Source organism: Pseudarthrobacter sp. HLT1-3 (assembly GCF_059383535.1).
This window is the reverse complement of record NZ_JBWZCJ010000039.1, coordinates 1-18,776: the sequence shown is the minus strand read 5'-3', so window position 1 is coordinate 18,776 and position 18,776 is coordinate 1. Positions and strand designations below refer to the sequence as shown.

Below are 18,776 nucleotides of genomic sequence, written 5' to 3'. Positions count from 1 at the left end.
GACCGGCCAGCAGCGTGCCCATCCGGGCGATGTTGCGGTTCTCCTCACCGGCGCCGTTGGCGTTGCCGAACACCACCTCATCGATCCGCTCCACATCGAGCTTAGGAGCACGCTTCACCGCTTCACCGATCACGTGCGCGGCCAGATCATCCGGCCGGACGCCCGCGAGCCCCCCGCCGAACTTCCCGAACGGAGTCCTCACAGCGTCATAAACAAAAGCCTGCTTCATGCTTTCCTCATTTTCTTTCCGACTCCCCGAGAAGGGCGGAGCCCCGGGCTCGCCGTCGTCAGGGCTACGCTTTCGGGATCCGGATGAGCTTCTTGTTGGAGAACTCGTTGATCCCATACTGGGCCAGTTCACGCCCGACGCCGGAACGCTTGACTCCACCGAAGGGCAGGTCCGGGGCGCTTCGGCTGATGCTGTTGATCCACACCATTCCGGTCTCCAGCTGGTCGGCGAGCCCCCGGGCGGCGTCAGCGTCGGCGCTGTAGATGGAGCTGGAGAGGCCGAAGGGCGAGTCGTTGGCCAGGTCAACCGCAGCTTCGGGTGAATCCACGCGGTAGACGACGGCGGCCGGACCGAAGATTTCCTCAGAGTATGCCCGCATTTCCGGCGTGACACCCGTCAGGACCGTCGCCGGGTAGTAGGCGCCCGCTCCATGGGGGCCGTCCCCACCGCTGACTGCAGTCGCACCCTTGGACACCGCATCCTGGACCAGCTCGGCGATTTCATCGACGGAAGCCTGGGATGACAGCGGACCGAAAGTCGTCTTCGAATCGGTCGGATCGCCGGGCGCAAGCTTTGCCATGGCCTCGGTGTAGCGGCGAAGAAACTCGTCGTAAATGTCGCCGACGATGATGAAGCGCTTGGAGGCCGTGCAGGCCTGGCCGCCGTTGTACATCCGGCCCGCGACGGCGCCGGCCACGGCCTTGTCAAGATCGGCATCCGGCAGCACGATGAACGGGTCCGAGCCGCCAAGTTCCAGCACGTACTTCTTCATGTGGCGTCCGGCTATTTCCCCTACGGCGGATCCGGCCTTCTCGGAGCCGGTCAGGGACACACCCTGGACCCGCGGGTCGGCGATCATGGTGGCGATTTGGCCGCTGGTGGCAAAGGCGTTGATGTAGACATCGGCCGGCAGCCCGGCGTCGCGGAAGACAGCTTCGATGGCCAGCGCCGACTGCGGGCAGTTGCGTGAGTGCTTGAGGATCACGGTGTTGCCGAGCGCGATGTTGGGTGCGGCGAAACGGGCTACCTGGTAGTAGGGGAAGTTCCACGGCATGATTCCGACAAGCGGGCCGATGGCTTCGGTGCGGACAACGGCCGACCCGGGTCCGCTGATCTCCAACGCTTCATCGCGCAGGAAGCGCTCGGCGTTTTCCGCGTAGTACGCGTAGATCGAGGCCACGAGGGCAACTTCACCGCGGGCCTCCGCGATCGGCTTCCCCATTTCCAGGGTCAGCAGGGCGGCGAGCTCCTCGGAGCGTTCGCGGTGCAGTTCGGCGACGCGGGTCAGCACTGCGGCCCGTTCGGCGAGCGGGGTGGAGCGCCAATTGCGGTACTCCGTGAAGGAGCGCTTGAGCACGTCCTGCACTTCGTCGTCGGTGAGCGTGGGGAACTCGGCAACACGTTCTCCGGTTGCCGGGTTGATGGTCGCGTAGTTGCTCATGATCCGGAACTCTTTCTGAAAGTACGGTTAACTCCTAGCAATCACGATCCCAGCTTCCGGCTATGCAGTCCAATACTTATTACCGGCGTGATCAATGAGGATTCCGAATCAATTCGGGCGTCTTCACATCCGCCCTCCACGGTGCCGTCATCAATCTGATTTCCGCAACAATTGACGCGCCATTAGGTATTGGACTCTTAGTAATCGCACTGCCATGGTGGGCACGTGAAGACGATCAAGATCCATGACGCCGGCGCGACCGTCCACGTCGAACTCAGCAGGCCGGAAGTCCGCAACGCCATCGACCAGCAGATGGTGGACGAGTTGCACGCCATGTGCGCGGATTTGGAGCGGGACCCCCGCATCCTCATCATCTCCGGCGCCGAACTCCCCTCCGGTGGCATCTTTGCCTCCGGGGCGGACATTGCCCAACTCCGCGAACGCCGCCGCGACGATGCGTTGGCAGGCATCAACTCCGGGCTGTTCCAGCGGATCTCCCGACTTCCCATGCCGGTGATCGCAGCCTTGGACGGCTTTGCCCTGGGCGGCGGCGCTGAACTGGCCTACGCCGCGGACTTCCGGATCGCCACCGCCCGGGTCAAGATCGGCAACCCCGAAACCGGCCTGGGCATCCTCGCCGCCGCCGGCGCCGGCTGGCGCCTGGCCGAACTCGTGGGTGAGCCCCTGGCCAAGGAAATACTGCTCACCGGCAAAGTGCTCGACGGCGCAGAGGCACTGGCTGTCCGGCTCGTCACGGAGTTGCACGAACCGGACCAGCTGATCCCCGCAGCCTTCGCACTCGCGGCCCGGATAGCAGCCCAGGACCCGCTCGCGGTCCGCCTCACCAAGAGCGTCCTCCATGCCCCACGATCCGCACACCCCGCCATCGACGAACTCGCCCAGGGCATCCTCTTCGAATCAGAGGCAAAGTTTGAGCGGATGCAGGCGTTCTTGGATCGAAAACAACAAAAAGGAGCCACCACATGACCATCTCCAGTTCAGCGCCGGAAACCGCGGCCGTCCCCCAGAAAGTAGGCGTTCTAGGCGGAGGCCGGATGGGCGCCGGCATCGCCCACGCATTCCTGGTCTCCGGGGCGGCGGTGACCATCGTCGAACGCGATGCGGCAGCCGCCGCAGCGGCCCTGGCCCGCGTGACCGCGACGCTGTCCAGGGCCATTGAGAAGACTGCCGTCACCGAGGACCTGGACTCGCTCCTCGGCCGGTTCGCTGTCTCCACCGACGCCGTCGACTTCGGCAATGCCGGCCTGGTTGTCGAAGCCGTACCGGAGGACTTCAAGCTCAAACAGTCCGCATTGCTCAACGTGGAGCGCAACATCGGTGCGGATGCCTGGATTGCCACCAACACGTCCTCGCTGTCCGTCACCGAGCTGGCTGCCACACTCGGCAGGCCGGAGCGGCTCTGTGGTCTGCACTTCTTCAACCCGGTCCCGGCGTCAACACTGGTGGAAGTTGTCTTGGGCCCGCAGTCCGCGCCGGAGCTCGCCAACGCCGCCACCAGCTGGGTGCGCGGGCTGGGCAAGACCCCGATCGTGGTCAATGACGCACCGGGCTTCGCGAGTTCGCGTCTGGGCGTCGCCATCGCCCTCGAGGCCATGCGGATGTTGGAAGAGGGCGTGGCCGGCGCCCAGGACATCGACGCCGCCATGGAGCTCGGCTACCGGCATGCCTCCGGGCCGTTGCGCACCACCGACATCGTGGGGCTGGATGTCCGGCTCGGAATCGCCGAATACCTGCACGAGACTCTCGGGGAACGCTTCGCCCCGCCGCGGATCCTCCGCGAGATGGTGGCGCGCGGCGAGCTGGGACGCAAGTCCGGCAAAGGGTTTTACGACTACTCCTGAACTGCCCCAAGCAGGTGAGGGATGGCGGCCAGCGATATTCGCTGGCCGCCATTGAACGTTAATACGGCGCATCCCTGATAGCTGTGACGTTCTGACGCCTGGCCGCCTCAACCAGGCGTGGACAGTATGCCCGGCTGCATCGTGCTTACATCTATGTCCCGCATCTTGCACCGGTTCGTCGAACGGTGTGGCCGGCGCGCAGGATATGTCTTCGCGCCGGCCGTGCCGACGTGGACGGGCTCGGGTGGGCTGCGGGCTGACCCTGCTGACCAACTTCGAGATGCTCGGGGCTGCGGCCGGGTCGCTATCAGCGCGTAGCCCACCACCAGCGTTGCCGGTCAAACGGGAATGCCGCCAACGCCCAACGGCGGCCACCACACCCCCAAGGTGTGGCAGCCGCCGTCGCTGGCGCTTGGCTCTGGTTACTCCGCCGGAGCGAGGACCTTCAGCTCGAAGCCCTCATAACCCGCTTCGCGGACTTCGGCGAGCTTGTTCCGGTAGTTGCCGAGGCCGCCGAGGTAGAACATCACCGTCTTCTTCTTGCCCGGGATGTTGGCACCGAAGATCCAGGAGTCGGCCTTCGGGAAGAGCGTCATGTCGGCGATCTCCTGGCAGGTGTTCGTCCAGGCTTCTTCCGCCTCGGCCGTCGGCTCCACCGAGGCCACCTGGCCGGTCTCGGCGTCGCCGATCAGCTGCGAGATCCACTCGACCTGGGCCTCGATGCTCGGCGGCAGGTTGGTGAAGGGTCCGTTGGGCCCGAGGATCATGAACATGTTCGGGAAGCCCGCGGTGGTGACTCCGAGGTAGCTGGTGGGCCCGTCCTGCCAGTGCTCTTGGATGGTCTCGCCACCGCGGCCGCGGATGTCCATCCGCGTGTAGTTGCCGTCCACGGCGTCGAAGCCCGTGGCGAAGATCAGGACGTCAAGCTCGTGCTCCACGCCGTCGGACGTGCGGATGCCCGTGGGCGTCAGTTCGACGATCGGGGTCTCCTTTACCGACACCAGCTCAACGTTGTCCCGGTTGAACGTGGCGTAGTAGCCGCTGTCGCACAGGGGACGCTTGGCGTAAAGGTCGGTCGGGGTGAGCTTGCGGGCCGTTTCCGGGTCCTTGACGATCTCGGCGATCTTGCCGCGGACGAAGGATGCGGCCGCTTCGTTGGCGTCCCGGTCTGTGGCGATGTCGCCGAAGGTGTTGAACATAAAGCGGAAGCCGCCGCCGGTTTCCCAGGCCCGCTGGAAGACGGCACGCCGTTCCTCCTCGGAGACGCTCATGGCCGGAACGGTGCTTTCCACGAACCCGAAGGCCACGCCCGAGCCCCGGACCTGTTCCCAGATTTTGCCGTAGTCCTTCTTGACGGAGGCCACGTACTCCGGTGTAACGGTGACGTTGCCGACCGGGACGCTGTACTGCGGGGAGCGCTGGAAGACGGTGAGGTGCCCGACCTTGGGTGCGATGGCGGTGATGATCTGCAGGCCGGTGGAGCCGGTGCCCATGACGCCCACGCGCTTGCCGGTCAGGTCGACGCCTTCGGGCCAGGCGCCCGAGTGGTAGATCTCGCCCTCAAACGTGTCGATACCCGGGATGTCAGGGGTGTTGGTGGCCGAGAGCAGGCCGAGGCCATTGACGATGTACTTCGCGGTGATGGTCTCGCCGGTGTCCGTGCCGATGACCCAGCGGTTGGCCGACTCGTCGAAGCGGGCGGAGGTGATTCCGGTGTTGAGCTGGATGTCCTTGCGCAGGTCATAGCGGTCCACTACGTGTTCGAGGTACGCGAGGATTTCCGGCTGGGTCACATACTTGTGGGTCCAGTTCCATTCATTCAACAGTTCGTCGTCGAAGGAGTAGCGGTAAACGAAGCTCTCGGTGTCCGACAGGGCACCCGGGTAGCGGTTCCAGTGCCAGGTGCCGCCGATGCCGCTGGCGCGGTCGAAGGCGCGGACGTTGAGCCCCTGCTCGTTGCGCAGCTTGTGCAGCATGTAGATGCCGCCAAAGCCGGCGCCCACGACGACGGCGTCGAGTTCACTTGGGGAGGTGGCGGGGGCAGTCTGCCCGAGGTTTTCAGCCATGATGAATACTCCTTCGTATTTCAGGTCGTGTGTTGTCAGAGCCCGGGGCTCAGTACTTGTACCAGCCGGCGATGCGGGCGAGTTCGGCGTCGGCGACCACTGAGTTGCCGGCCAGGAACGGATAGACGTGCTGCTGGCCTTCGCCGATGGAGAGGGTCACGTCGACGCCGGCCGCTTCGGCCAGTGCGTTCAGGCGGGTGGCGTTGTCCAGGAGGGATTCGACCGAGCCCGCGGTGATGTACAGGCGGGGGAACCCGGTGAAATCGGCGTAGAGGGGGTTGGCCAGCGGGTTCTGCGGGTTCACGGAGTCGCCCAGCACGCCGGCGATCATACCCTCAAGCAGCGGTGCCGAGATCAGGGCGTCCGTGGCGTCGTTGGTGATCAGCGTTTCGCCCTTGTTTTCCATGTCAAGCCACGGTGAGAAGGCGATGACCTGGCCGGGCTGCGGCTCCCCCTGCTCCTTGAGCGCCAGGGCAATGGCGATTGCAAGGTTGCCACCGGCGGAGTCGCCAACGGTGGTGATGTCGTTGGGGTGGATGCCGCTCTCAACGAGAGCCTTGAAGGCGGCTACACCGTCTTCAACCTGGGCGGGATGCGGGTGCTCCGGTGCGCGGCGGTAATCGAGGACAAAGGTGACGACGCCGAGGGCCTTGGCAACGTGGCCGGCAAGCTTGCGGTGGCTCGACGCGGAACCAACCGCGAAGCCGCCACCGTGGGTGTAGAGCAGTACTTTCGTGCGGTCGGCACCTTCCGGGAAGGCCCAGATGCCGGGGACGCCGCCGACCACGTCTTCCTTGTAGCTGACGGCTTCAGGCTCGCGGGTGGGCTGGTGCCACTCGTCGAAGATGCTGCGGAACAGGCGCATCGTCAGGTCCGGGGTCGTCGCGATGATGTTGGACCAGTCCGCATACAGGTCGCGGAGGGGGTCGGTCGCCTGGGAAGTTTCAGTCACTGGTGCTTCGGTCGAGATTGTCATCTCATACCCCTTCGTATGGAGAGCGTCCCGAGCGTTGCCCGGGTGCGGATGGATCGGAATCTTGGTGCCTTGCCGCTGCTGAGAGCGTCTATATATAGCGTGGGTCACATTTGTGCCGGCTCAGTGTTCCACTTTGAAACACTGAACCGGCACTGGACCAACCGGGGAGTTACTGCGTGGTGTAGCCGCCGTCGACGACGAGCTCGGCTCCGGTGACGAAGGACGATTCGTCCGAGGCCAGGAAGAGGACCGCCTGGGATACTTCCTCCGGCCGTCCCGGCCGGCCGAGGATGGTTGTTCCGAGCACAGCCTTCGTGCCTTCAGGCGTGGCCATCAGCTCCTTGGTCATTTCGGTGTCAATCACGCCCGGGTGCACGGAGTTGACCCGGATGCCGAACTTGGCAAGATCGACGGCCGCCGCCTTGGAGAGCAGGCGCACTGCGCCCTTGGAAGCCTGGTAGGCGGCGGCGCTGGGTGCTCCAATGAGCCCGTAGATCGAGGAAATGTTCACAATGGAGCCGCCACCGGCTGCCTTAAGCGCAGTTGCGGCCAGCTTGCAGCCCAGGAAGGTTCCCTTGGCGTTGATATCCAGGGTGCGGTCCCATTCCTCCTCGTCTGTCTCGTCGAGGGGTTTGAGGATGAGGATGCCGGCATTGTTGACGAGGACGTCCAGCCGGCCGAATTCGTTGACGGTTTCTTCCAGCACTCGCCGCCAGTCGTCCGACCGGGTGACATCATGCGTGATGAAGTGCGCGGAACCCCCGGCGTCGCGGATCTCCTCAGCCACTTCCTTCCCGGAGGCCTCCCTGACGTCCGTGATGACGACCTTGGCCCCTTCTGCGGCGAGGAGCAGGGCGTGCGACCGGCCCATGCCCTGGGCTGCTCCGGTGATGAGTGCGACTTTTCCTGACATGCGTCCTGCCATGGTCATTCTCCTTTGAATGCGACAACGCAGCTCCGGTTCTTCCGGGGCGGCGACCCTTCAAGCGGGGTAGTCAATTGTCATGTGACGTGGATCTCGGGATGGTGTGCCGATCTGGAACAGTTCATCGGCGTCGGCATTTCTGGTGAGAGGCTGCGATTGTTGCCCACAGCGCATAAACGACGCTGTGATTTAGTATTGGATTCCTCCCAGAACCGGTGTCATTCTTGAATGAATACAATGCGCAACGATGCGAGGTCACCATGCACGCTTTTGCCGTTTTCCAAGACAGCCCCGAAATTCAGGACATCGAACTGCCGGACCCGGTGCCGACAGGAACCGAAGTCCTCCTTCGGGTCATCCGTTCGGGCGTGTGCCACACGGACACCCATCTACGCGAGGGTTCGTACGACCTGGGCAGCCGCGGGGCTTTGAAGCTCGTGGACCGGGGTGTCACCTACCCGCTGGTCATGGGGCACGAAGTGGTCGGCGTCGTCGAGAAGATCGGGGACCATGTGCACGGGACCAAACCCGGCGACATCCGGCTGGTCTATCCGTGGATCGGCTGCGGCACGTGCCGGGACTGCCTCGCCGGCCGTGACAACGTCTGCGCCAACGGGCGCAACCTCGGAGTTTCGGAGCACGGCGGCTATGCCGAGCAGATCCTTGCTCCGGGACGAAAAGTACCTGGTGGACATCGAGGGACTGGACCTCAGCTGGGCGGCCACGCTGGCCTGCTCAGGGCTGACCGCCTTCAGCGCCGTGAACAAGGTCCTTCCGCTGGGACCTGACGAACCCGTTGTCGTGATCGGCGCCGGCGGGGTCGGGCTCACCGCCATCGCTACCCTCAGCGCGCTGGGGCACAAGGCCATTTGCGCCGTCGACATTTCCGAGCGGAATCTCCAACTGGCCCGCGAGGTCGGTGCCACGACAACCGTTCAATCCACCGATCAGGGCCTCAGCGCAGGGATCATCGCAGCAAACGGAGGCCCGGTAGCAGCCGTTATCGACTTCGTGAACAACAGCCAGACGGCTCCCGTAGCCTTCGACTCCCTGCGCAAGGGTGGCCAACTGGTTCAGGTCGGGCTCTTCGGCGGCGAACTGACGGTCCCGACCGCACTCATGGCCCTCAAGATGCTCACGATCCGAGGCAGCTTTGTGGGTAACCCCGAGGAGCTGAACCAGCTCGTCGCCTTGGCCAAGCAGGATGCGATTCCGCACATTCCGATCATCGACGCCGAGCTCTCCGCCGGATCTGTGGGCGAGAACCTGGACAAGCTCACGCAGGGCGGCGTCCCCGGACGTGTGGTGCTGCGCGCGGCAGACGGTGCCCAGGGCTGACCAGCCATGCAAAACCCGCGTAACGTTCCCGACGACGCACTTCGTGCTGCCCGGGAACACCTCATCCGCCGGGGCCTCCGGGATGGGGCACAGCTGGCGGAAATCGTCTCCCCCGATATCGAACACAGCTGGCGCCGCTCCATTGGGGTGGAGGCCTCGGCACGGCCCGAGGCGTTCCTGTTCGTCAACGATTTCGATCCCGACGGAATCCTGATCCGGGCGGCCAAGAGCGTGATGGACCACTGGCTGGAAAGCCTCAACGGGATGGGCATCTCCCTGTTCCTCAGCGACCAGTCCGGGCAGATTATCGCCCGCAGGCTCGGGGACCGGGCGCACGGCAGACGGTTCGACGAGTCCAACGCGGCGGAGGGATTCAGTTTTTCGGAGCGTGCCGTCGGCACAAACGGGCTGGGCACCCCCCTCGAAGGACGCCAGGCAGTGTTTGTCCGGGGAGCCGAGCATTTCAACGAGGCACTCGCATCCCTGGCCTGCGCCGGGGCGCCGATCATGCATCCCGTCACCCGCCGGGTAATCGGATCCATTTCCTTCGCGTGCGACACCGGCCTGGACAACCCGCTCATGCTGGCCATGTCCCGGGAAGCCAGCAGTCAGATTGAACGTCGGTTGCTCGACCTCGGCAGCGCCACGGGGCTTGCCCTCGGGATGTCGAAACTGCGGCTGAGCTCCTCGAAGGCCCCCGTGATCATGCTGGACGCCCAGGCTGTGATGACCAACGTCTCCGGGCTGGCCGTCATGAGCAGCGAACTGCACACCACCCTGTGGGAACAACTCCGTGCTCTTGAATGGACCGACGCCAAACAAACCATCCAAATCCCGTCCCTCAACGTGGATGCCACGGTCCAGCGGCTCGACGATTCCGGCGGGAGCTCTGCCTTCGCCCTGGAGCTCTCCCGAATTCCGGATGCCCCAGGCGTTCCGCCGAAGGCCGAGGCCGGGGCGCCCGACAGCGATTCACCGGGCGTGGGGGCAATGTTTCCGCACTTCATGCGGAGTGCTTTTGACCGGGCAGGTCAGGGACCGGGGACGATCGCCGTATATGGACAGGGCGGCTCGGGCAAGCTCCACCACACGCTCGCCTGGCTCAACGGGCAGGACTCCGGTCCTAATCCGCTGATCCTCGACGCCTGCCTGCTTCCCGGCGACAGGGATGCCTCATGGTTCACCGCTTCCCGCGAGGCCATCGCAGAAGGTCGAAGCGTTGTCCTGCGGCACCTTGAGGACCTTCCCCGAAGCGAACTGAACAGACTCAAGGCCCTGGACGCGGCGGTGCGCCAGCAGCCGGCCGGCGACCCGCCGAAAGGCACAACACAGAACCACGACGCGGGCACGCGGTCAACTGCCCGGCTGGTCCTCACCATGAATCCGGAGGCCTGCCCCGACTTCGTCGCCGACGCGGTGTCCCAGATCGCCGCGCGGGTGACTGTGCCTTCGCTGTCCGAGACCAAGGAACGCATCCCCTTGCTGGCGGCACTTTTTCTGGATGCGGCCGCGCCCGCGGAGAGATCCACGCTCTCGGCGGTGGCACTGCAGGGACTCATGCGCTGGCGCTGGCCAGGAAATGTCGCCGAACTGCGCGCCACGCTCGAGTCACTCGGGCGGGCCCATCCCGGACGCGTGCTGCAGGCCAATGACCTCCCGGAACATCTCAGGACCACGGGCAGGCGGCAACTGTCCAAACTCGAATCACTGGAGCGCGACGCGATCGTAGCCGCCCTCGAACAAAGCGGGGGGAACCGTTCAGTCGCGGCGGAATCCCTGGGCATGGGCAGGACAACGCTCTACCGGAAACTCCGGGCCCTCGGGATCGAAACACCCGAGTTCATGGCGCCCTGACTTTTCAGCCCGCCGGTCAGCCGGCGCGGGGCAGGACCCGCTCAGCCAGCTCCAGGACCGCCCGCAAAGCGGGGCTGGAATGGTCCCGGCGCCAGGCCATGCGCAGCTCCACCGGGATTGTCGTGTCCACCAGCCTCAGGAAACGCACATGGGGATCGGTGACCGTTTCTGCCACCGAGGAAAGCGTGAGCGTGCAGCCCACCTCTGCGGCCACCAGCGAGACAGCCGTCAACGAGTCCGGGACGATCTGGACGATGTCGAGTTCGAAGCCCGCGGCGTGCGTCAGCCGGCGAAGCCGGTCGTTCAACACCGCCCCCGCGTGGGGCGGCAGCGAGACAAAGGTGTCGCCCCGGAAGTCAGCCATGCGGGCCTCGCCGGCCTCGGCCAGGCGGTGGCTGGCCGGCACGGCCACGACGAGGTCCTCCGCCGCCAACAGCCGCGTTTCAATGCCGGCAGCAATGTAGTCCCAGCGCCCCAAGGCGATGTCCACGTCCCCGCTCAGGACGCGGTCCATGGCAGGCTGTGCAAAATTCTGGCTAAAGAGCTCGATCTGGATTCCCGGGTGGTCGCGCCGGACCTCCCGGGCCAGGCGGCCGACCAAGGTGTGGGTGGAGGCGCCCGCATAGGCCACCCTGACACGCCCGACCTCCCCCTTGTCCGCGGCATGGACCGCGATGCTCGCCCGGCGGGTGGCATCGATGATCTCCGTCGCCGGGCCGATGAACGCTTCGCCCGCGCCCGTCAGCTTGACGCTGCGGGTGCTGCGGTCGAACAGCCGGGTTCCCAGCTCGCGTTCCAGCTGCTGGATGCTGCGGCTGACCGGAGGCTGCGCCATGTGCAGCTTTTCAGCGGCGCGGCCGAAGTGCAGCTCCTCCGCCACAGCGAGGAAGGCGCGGATCTGTTGGATTTCCATTCCAGTAATTATGCACCTGTTGCATCAAAACGGCGATCAATAAGTATTGGACGGATAGCAATCCCCTCCGTCATCGTTGATGCAGAGGAACACTATGCAAGGAGCCCAAGATGGACAGGCACAACTCCGCCACTTCTGATTCGTCGGTATTTGGCCGCAGTTCAGATGGCCCGCTCAGCGGCATCGTTATCGCCGACTTCGGCCGGGTGCTGGCCGGTCCGTACTGCACCATGCTGCTGGCCGATCTCGGGGCGACTGTAATCAAGATCGAAAGCCCGGCCGGTGACGAGACCCGGGCCTGGCGCCCGCCCACGCGCGGCGATGACTCAACCTACTTCCTGTCGATCAACCGCAACAAGACCTCGATCAAGCTCGATCTTCGCGATCCGGACGACCGCAGGACGGCCCAGCGCATCGCGGAACGGGCAGATGTCGTGGTCGAAAACTTCAAGCCGGGCGACCTCGTGCGCTATGGCCTGGATTACGACACCGTCTCGGCCACCAACCCGGACGTTGTCTACGCATCGATCACCGGTTTCGGAACCACCGGCGGCGCCCAGCTCCCCGGCTACGACCTCCTGATCCAGGCCCTGTCCGGGCTGATGGACCTCACCGGCGCGCCGGATACCGGTCCTTTCCGGTCCGGCATTGCCGTGTTCGACGTCATCACCGGCCTTCATGCCTGCATCGGCATCCTGGCCGCACTGCGGCACCGGGAACGCATCGGCGAAGGCCAGCTGGTGGAGATGAACCTGATGTCCTCCGCGCTCTCCGGAATGGTGAACCAGACCGCAGCGGTTGTGCTGGGCGGGACCGTTCCGGCCCGGCTGGGTAACGAGCACCCGAGTATCTATCCCTACGAGCCTTTCGAGACCGGCGACGGGAAGCTGGTCATCGCGATTGGCAACGACTCCCAGTACCGGACCTTCTGCGCAACTCTCGGCCGGCCGGACCTGGCCACGGACCCCCGTTTCGAGAGGGCGGCACTGCGCAGCGCCAACCGCACCGAGCTCCGCCCCTTGCTGCTGGAGTGCCTCTCGACCCGGACTGCTTCCGAGTGGTTCGACATCCTTACCGAAGCCAAGCTTCCGTGCGCGCCGATCCAGGACCTCAAGTCCGGGATCGAATTCGCCGAGCGGATCGGCCTGGAGCCCGTTGTGACGGTAGGCCACGGCGTGGGCGCACAGCCCGGCGTGCGCAACCCCATCCGGCTGTCCAAGACCCCCGTGAGCTACGACCTCACCCCACCCGATCTGGACAACGGCGGCGATCTGGTGCGCGCCTGGCTGGGTGCGGACGAACACGTTCTGGCCGGCGCCGTTGCCGGCAACTCCACACCATCACACCGCGAGGCGCACTGATGACCACCGAAACGGACCTCTCCGTCAATTCCGACTTCTACGTACTGGACGACTACCTCAACGACGCCGACCGCGCGCTGATTGCGCGGGTGCGCTCGTTCGTCGAACAGGACGTCACCCCGATCATCAATGAATACTGGGAGAAAGCGGACTTCCCCTACCAGCTGGTACCAAAGTTCGCCGACCTGGGGATCATCGGCACGGCGATCCAGGGCTACGGCTGCCCGGGCCTGACCCGGCTGCAGACCGGCCTGGTCGCGATGGAACTCTCCCGCGGCGACGGCAGCATCAACACCTTTAACGCCGTCCATTCCGGTCTGGCCATGGGCAGCATCAACCTGCTCGGCAGCGACGAACAGAAGCAGCGCTGGCTGCCGGCGATGGCCAGACTGGAAAAGCTGGGCGCGTTCGCGCTGACCGAACCGGACCACGGCTCGGACTCGGTGGCCCTGGAAACTTCCGCACACCGGGACGGCGACCACTACGTCATCAACGGATCCAAACGCTGGATCGGGCTGGGCCATGTGGCTGACCTCGTCATCATCTGGGCGCGTGACACCGCGGACCAGAAGGTGAAGGCATTCGTCCTGGAGAAGAACGACGACGGCAATTACCCGGCCGGGTACCAGGCCGAAGCCATCACGGGAAAGATGGCCAAGCGGGCCATCCAGCAGGCCCAGATCGAGATCGACGGCCTGCGGATCCCCGCGGAAAACATGCTGGCCAAGTCAACGTCCTTCCGCGACGTCGGCGCCGTGCTCAACACCACCCGCAGCACGGTGGCGTGGGAATCACTCGGCCATGCCACCGCCGCCTACGAACTGGCGGTCAAGTACGCCCGGGAGCGCGTCCAGTTCGGCCGCCCGATTGCCAGCTACCAGCTCGTGCAGAACAAACTCGCCAACATGCTCGCCGACCTCACCGCGATGCAATTGTTCTGCTTCCGCACCGCAGCGCTGCAGGACAAGGGCCAGCTCAGCAACGAACAGGCTTCACTGGCCAAGATGTTCACCGGCGACAAAGCACGGACGCTGTGCCGGGACGCCCGGGACATGTTCGGCGGCAACGGAATCCTGCTCGAACACCACGTGGCCCGCCACCTGACCGACATGGAAGTGGTCCACACCTACGAAGGTACCGATTCCATACAGTCCCTGATCCTGGGACGGGAGATCACCGGCATTTCCGCCTTCTCCTGACCCCGGTACCTGCACGGTCCGGACCACCTTCGATAGACGTTCCCAGCGCGGGACCTGTCGGACAAACAAGCACGGTCACCCCCCCGGGGTGGCCGTGCTTTTGTCTTGAGGAACAACGCTGGGTCAGATCAGGCCCATCGGCAGGTCCGACATGGGCGATATGTGACCCCGCGCTGCTCGGACAATCGGCGGTATGCGCCTCGCAGCTGGCCGCGTCGAGTGTTCCAGATCGGAACACCTGTGGCCTAGATCACACCCCTACGCTGGAAGTAGGCATCCGGCCGCCGCCACTCTAAGGCGGCCGCGATTCAACCAACCCGGGTCGGATTCCCGGACGGGCAACATCCAATGGCTCCCCCTTGGCATCCAGCCACGCGTGCCGACACCGTGACCATCACTTCCCCGTTAGATCGATGGCCCACCCCACAGCTCTGTTTCAAAGGAGAAACAAATGACAAGCACCATATCGTCGCGGCCCGCGATGACCCCCCGTCGCGCGGCGATCGCCGCGCTTCTCGGCAGCGCACTCGAGTACTACGACTTCTTCGTGTATGGCGCCGCAGCGGCCCTCGTTTTCAACGTGCTGTTCTTTCCCTCCGGCGACCCCACCGTGGCGCTGATCGCATCGTTCGCCACGTTCGCGGTGGGCTACGTGGCACGGCCTGTCGGCGCGGTGGTGATGGGACACTTCGGCGACCGCCTCGGCCGCAAACGCGTCATGCTCGCCACGGTCATCATGATGGGCATCGCGTCCTTCGCCATCGGGTGTCTGCCGACTTTCGACCAGGTGGGCCTGCTGGCCCCGGCTCTGCTGGTGGTCCTGCGCATCGTGCAGGGATTCTCCGCGGGGGCCGAATCGGCCGGGGCCTCGACACTGACCGTTGAACATACCCCGGTCGGGCGCCGGGGATTCTTCACGAGTTTTGTGATGGTCGGCTATGCCGTCGGCTGCTCACTGGCGACCATCGTGTTCCTGCCGGTTGCGCTCCTGCCCGCCGAACAGCTCTATAGCTGGGGTTGGAGGATCCCCTTCTGGCTCAGCGCCATCGTCGTCGTCATCACCTACTACGTTCGAAGCCACCTAGACGAAACCCCGGTGTTCGCCGAGGCGAAGGAAGAAAGCGCCGTCCGCAAGCTGCCGCTGAGCGACGTGTTCCAGTACCACTGGCGGGACGTGATCCGGGTCGCCGGAGCCTCGCTCCTGGCAGCGATGCAAACGCTGTTCGCTGTGTTCAGCCTGTCGTACGCGACGTCGGTCGGAGTGGACCGCAGTTTAATGCTTGCCATCATCTCCGGCGCCATAGCGTTGTCCATCTTCACCATCCCCGCTGCGGGCTACCTCTCGGGCGTCATCGGCCGGAAGCCCACGATGCTGATCTCCGCTGTCGGCTGCGCGCTTACGCTCTTCGGGTACCTTTGGGCGATCTCGGTGATGGATGTCCTGTTGATCGCGGTCTTCGCCTTCGTGAACATGAGCCTGTTCTTCAGCTGCTACAACGGTGTGTGGACATCGTTCTTCGCCGAGCAGTTCCCGGCACCGGTCCGGTTTACCGGCATGGCCGTCAGCAACCAGCTGGGCAACCTCGTCGCCGGTTTCGCTCCGATGGTTGCTGCGATGCTCCTCGGCCCCGGTCCGATGGGCTGGGTCCCGGTGGCGGTCTTTGGCGCGGCTGCCGCCGGAATTGCCGCAGTTGCGGTGATCGGGATGCCCGAAACCTCGAAGATTCCAACGGAATTGCTCGGCGGGCCGCGGGTCGCAGTCGTGAAGGCCGAGACGGAAGCTGAAAGACTCCCTGCCGCCAGCCTGAGGTGAGCAGGTCCCGGCCGAATCTGGTGACGTGATGCAATCGCCCGCAGCCCTCGTGAGAGGGGTGCGGGCGATTCACCACCCTTCACCAACCCGGGAAAGCCGGGCCGGCCCCCGGTTTAGGGCGTGAAAGCGGGAAGCAGGGTGGCAACGAGTCGTTCGCCGAAACCGTTGTCCAGGGGGGCGCCGCTGAGGAAGAAGCGGTAGTAGATGGGGCCGAGCAGATAGCGTTGCGGCGCTCTGCCGCTTCGTCATGACGCCATCACGCCCAGCCCGCCAGCCTGTCGCTAAGACAATCTGTCCCATGACAGGCTGACGGCAAAGGGAACGCGTGGCGCCCGGTAATTTGCTGAGCCGACCTCAGCGAATGCCCGGCTTAGAGCCGGGTATCGAAGGAATTACAGAAGACGTTCTCGTTGAACGTGCCCTGGAACTCCGACATGCCCATGATCTTTTCGATGGTTGCCCGGATGGCCTCCCGGCTTCCGGCGTGGGCGTGGATAGCGGTCTTCACCATCGGCACATCAATCAGATGGTTGGGCTGGTTGAGCGAGACAAAGACAGTAGGTACCTCGGTGACGTACCAGGGAATTTCCGCGGCCATCGGGGTGGACCACTTGATCCGAATGGCCGCTTCCTGGGCGAAGCCCTTCACGTTGGCGAACACGAAAGCGGCGTCGTACTTGTCCGCATAGTCGCCGGTGGCTTCCTCGGAGATGATCGACATGAAATTCACTCCGGTCTCCCCTGCCGCCTCCCGCTGGTCCGCCGTTTTGAACAGGTGCACGTCGAACCCGGCGCTTTCCAGTTCGGCCTTGACGGTGTCGAGGTAGGCCAGCGGATCCTGGCGGGTAAAGTCCGAACCGCCGGAGATGCCATACAGGCGGATCCGGCGGTGCGTCTCCGGGGTGATGGGCAGGTTGCTGGCAGTGTCCTTGATCAGGGTGACGGTCTTGTCCGCGATCGACGCCGCCACGGCCCGGTGGGCCTCGCTTCCGATCAGCTGCAGCGCCTCGGCCGGCGGGACAAGCTCCTCGGCCGGTTTGCGGTGCAGCCCCAGGCTCGCCTTCAGCGCCAGGATCCGGCGCAGCGCGTCATGCAGCCGCTGCTCGGATATAGCGCCTGACCTGTAGCCATCCAGCATGTACTGGAAGTCCTCCGCGGGGTTGCGGAAGAACAGGAACATGTCGCAGCCGGCGGCGATGGTGGCCGGAACCAGGTCCTTGCGCTTCATCGCCTGCGTGAGGCCAATCATCTGCGACGCGTCCGTCAGGATCAGCCCGTTGAAGCCGAGCTCGCCGCGGAGCAGGTCCTGGAGCAGTTCCTTCGCCAGGGTCGCGGGTAGGATGTCCCGGTCCGCCAGACCGGGCCGGAAGTGCCGGGAAAGTTCCGGCGCTCCAATGTGTCCGATCATGATGGACTGAACGCCGTGCCCGATCATCTCGCGGTACACGTGCCCGTACGTCCGGTTCCACTCCTCATATCCGAGCGTGTTGTAGGACGTGACGACGTGCTGGTCGCGTTCGTCCATGCCGTCGCCGGGGAAGTGTTTCATGGCGCAGACGGTGGCGGACTCGCTGATGCCGTCGAAGTACTCCTTGGCGCGTTCCACCACGATCTCCGGCGTGTTACCGAAGGCCCGGGTGGAGATGACCGTGTTCCGCCAGTTGTAGTGGATGTCCACGATCGGCGCGAAGGCCCAGTTGCAGCCCAGCGCCGCGGTTTCGACGCCGGCCACCTGACCCATTTGCCGGGCGATGGCCTTGTCCGGATGCGAGCCGGCCTGCAGGTGTGTCGAGACAAAGGTGCCGTCGTCGCAGCTTCCGGCTCCGCCCATTTCCGGGTTGGATGCCACCAGGAGCGGGATCCGGGTCTTGGACTGCGCGTAGCGGATGTGTTCCTGTACCGCGGCGGAGGGGCCGGGGCGGTAGCGCATGCCGCCGACATGATAGTTCTCCAGGACTCCGTCGAGGTACTCCGGAGCGTAGTCATTGTTGTGGTTGATGAACAGCTGCCCGATCTTTTCCTCAAGGCTCATCCCGGCGATGGTTGAATCCACCCAGGCGACGGCGTCGTCGTCGAGATTGAACGGCGCGGCGCGCAGGTCGACGTCGAACGGCCGGGACCGGGTGCCCTCGGCACCGTCGGCGTTGACGGCCGGGGCCGCGTTTCCTGCAGCGGCGGAGCCGGCGATGGCGGCCAGGGCGTCAGTCACTACCTGGTTGACCGGGGCGGCGATGTCCACCACGATCCCGGCTTCGTCGGCGTCCAGCGGTTGCAGGGTTGCGAGCTGTGAATCCAGCAGCGTTGCAGGCATGAAGTGGCCGGAACGGCCTTCGAGCCGGGATCCGAGGACCTCTTTGCTGCCGTGCAGGTGCAGGAATACGGTGTCCGGAGCCAGCGCGCGGATCGCGTCCCGGTAGCAGCGCTTGAGCGCGGAACAGGCCAGGACCAGCCCGCCGTTGCCTGCGTTGCCGAGCGTGCTTCCCACGGTGGCGAGCCAGGGCCAGCGGTCCTCGTCGGTCAGCGGCGTACCGGCAGCCATTTTCGCGACGTTTTCCACCGGGTGGAGGGAATCGCCGTCGAGGAAAGGCACGCCCAGTTCGCGTGCCACGAGGTCGCCGATGGTGGTCTTGCCGCAACCGGAGACTCCCATCACGACGACGTGGCGGCGGGCGGAGGCGGGGGCGGGTGTAGTCTGCATCACCAGTCGTGGACCGTTCCGTCGACGAGGCGGTTGTAGGGCAGGTAGGCCTGCTGGTAGGGGTAGGCAGCGGCGGCTTCCTCGTTGAACTCGACGCCGAT

Annotated in this window: 14 protein-coding genes and 1 pseudogene; 8 read left to right on the top strand and 7 right to left on the bottom strand. The window is 65.0% G+C overall.

Annotated elements, in window-relative coordinates; genetic code table 11:
- Together AC50X9_RS20285 and AC50X9_RS20280 are read right to left on the bottom strand one after the other, a co-directional pair.
- On the bottom strand, positions 1 to 229 hold a 229-nt coding region (locus tag AC50X9_RS20285; protein ID WP_494896692.1), incomplete at its 3' end, for a thiolase family protein.
- 64 nt (positions 230 to 293) lie between these two features.
- Positions 294 to 1,670 (bottom strand): NAD-dependent succinate-semialdehyde dehydrogenase, encoded by a 1,377-nt coding sequence (locus AC50X9_RS20280; protein WP_494896690.1) that lies wholly within the window; start codon positions 1,668 to 1,670, stop codon positions 294 to 296.
- A gap of 225 nt (positions 1,671 to 1,895) precedes the next feature.
- On the opposite strand from AC50X9_RS20280, the gene AC50X9_RS20275 reads away from it, so the two are divergent.
- Together AC50X9_RS20275 and AC50X9_RS20270 are read left to right on the top strand one after the other, a co-directional pair.
- Positions 1,896 to 2,657: an enoyl-CoA hydratase/isomerase family protein gene (locus AC50X9_RS20275; RefSeq protein ID WP_494896686.1), complete on the top strand. Its 762-nt coding sequence runs from the start codon at positions 1,896 to 1,898 to the stop codon at positions 2,655 to 2,657.
- On the top strand, positions 2,654 to 3,532 hold the full coding sequence (locus AC50X9_RS20270) for a 3-hydroxyacyl-CoA dehydrogenase family protein (RefSeq protein ID WP_494896682.1): 879 nt from the start codon (positions 2,654 to 2,656) through the stop codon (positions 3,530 to 3,532). Before AC50X9_RS20275 ends, AC50X9_RS20270 begins: the two co-directional genes overlap by 4 nt.
- A 422-nt stretch (positions 3,533 to 3,954) precedes the next feature.
- Here AC50X9_RS20270 and AC50X9_RS20265 read toward each other — a convergent pair whose 3' ends face one another.
- From AC50X9_RS20265 to AC50X9_RS20255, 3 genes are all read right to left on the bottom strand, one after another.
- On the bottom strand, positions 3,955 to 5,598 hold the full coding sequence (locus tag AC50X9_RS20265; protein ID WP_494896680.1) for a flavin-containing monooxygenase: 1,644 nt from the start codon (positions 5,596 to 5,598) through the stop codon (positions 3,955 to 3,957).
- Positions 5,599 to 5,647: 49 nt separating this feature from the next.
- The gene (locus AC50X9_RS20260) at positions 5,648 to 6,574 is read right to left on the bottom strand and encodes an alpha/beta hydrolase (protein WP_494896678.1); all 927 of its coding nucleotides are present in this window, start codon (positions 6,572 to 6,574) and stop codon (positions 5,648 to 5,650) included.
- A gap of 169 nt (positions 6,575 to 6,743) precedes the next feature.
- Entirely contained in the window at positions 6,744 to 7,499 is a 756-nt protein-coding gene (locus AC50X9_RS20255; protein ID WP_494896676.1) for an SDR family NAD(P)-dependent oxidoreductase, read from the bottom strand.
- A gap of 260 nt (positions 7,500 to 7,759) precedes the next feature.
- Between AC50X9_RS20255 and AC50X9_RS20250 the strand changes: the two are divergent.
- The 3 genes and pseudogenes from AC50X9_RS20250 to AC50X9_RS20240 form a co-directional block, all read left to right on the top strand.
- Positions 7,760 to 8,119, top strand: a pseudogene (locus AC50X9_RS20250) (alcohol dehydrogenase catalytic domain-containing protein); the annotation flags it as partial.
- A gap of 28 nt (positions 8,120 to 8,147) precedes the next feature.
- Positions 8,148 to 8,837 (top strand): zinc-binding dehydrogenase, encoded by a 690-nt coding sequence (locus AC50X9_RS20245; protein ID WP_494896674.1) that lies wholly within the window; start codon positions 8,148 to 8,150, stop codon positions 8,835 to 8,837.
- Between the two features lie 6 nt (positions 8,838 to 8,843).
- A complete protein-coding gene (locus AC50X9_RS20240) occupies positions 8,844 to 10,691 on the top strand; it encodes a sigma-54-dependent Fis family transcriptional regulator (protein WP_494896672.1) in 1,848 nt (615 codons plus the stop codon).
- Between the two features lie 16 nt (positions 10,692 to 10,707).
- On the opposite strand, the gene AC50X9_RS20235 is transcribed toward AC50X9_RS20240, so the two are convergent.
- The gene (locus AC50X9_RS20235) at positions 10,708 to 11,604 is read right to left on the bottom strand and encodes a LysR family transcriptional regulator (RefSeq protein WP_494896670.1); all 897 of its coding nucleotides are present in this window, start codon (positions 11,602 to 11,604) and stop codon (positions 10,708 to 10,710) included.
- A 110-nt stretch (positions 11,605 to 11,714) separates the two neighbouring features.
- Between AC50X9_RS20235 and AC50X9_RS20230 the strand changes: the two genes are divergently transcribed.
- The 3 genes from AC50X9_RS20230 to AC50X9_RS20220 all read left to right on the top strand — a co-directional run bounded on the left by AC50X9_RS20230 (position 11,715) and on the right by AC50X9_RS20220 (position 15,977).
- Positions 11,715 to 12,965 carry a CaiB/BaiF CoA transferase family protein gene (locus AC50X9_RS20230; protein WP_494896668.1) on the top strand — a complete coding sequence of 417 codons (1,251 nt, stop codon included), beginning with the start codon at positions 11,715 to 11,717 and terminating at the stop codon, positions 12,963 to 12,965.
- On the top strand, positions 12,965 to 14,164 hold the full coding sequence (locus AC50X9_RS20225; RefSeq protein WP_494896666.1) for an acyl-CoA dehydrogenase family protein: 1,200 nt from the start codon (positions 12,965 to 12,967) through the stop codon (positions 14,162 to 14,164). The genes AC50X9_RS20230 and AC50X9_RS20225 overlap by 1 nt, the downstream gene beginning before the upstream one ends.
- 451 nt (positions 14,165 to 14,615) lie before the next feature.
- Complete coding sequence (locus tag AC50X9_RS20220; RefSeq protein WP_494896664.1) at positions 14,616 to 15,977, top strand: MFS transporter; 1,362 nt, start codon at positions 14,616 to 14,618, stop codon at positions 15,975 to 15,977.
- A gap of 370 nt (positions 15,978 to 16,347) precedes the next feature.
- On the opposite strand, the gene AC50X9_RS20215 is transcribed toward AC50X9_RS20220, so the two are convergent.
- The gene (locus tag AC50X9_RS20215; RefSeq protein WP_494896659.1) at positions 16,348 to 18,675 is read right to left on the bottom strand and encodes a gluconokinase, GntK/IdnK-type; all 2,328 of its coding nucleotides are present in this window, start codon (positions 18,673 to 18,675) and stop codon (positions 16,348 to 16,350) included.
- Between the last annotated feature and the right edge of the window lie 101 nt (positions 18,676 to 18,776).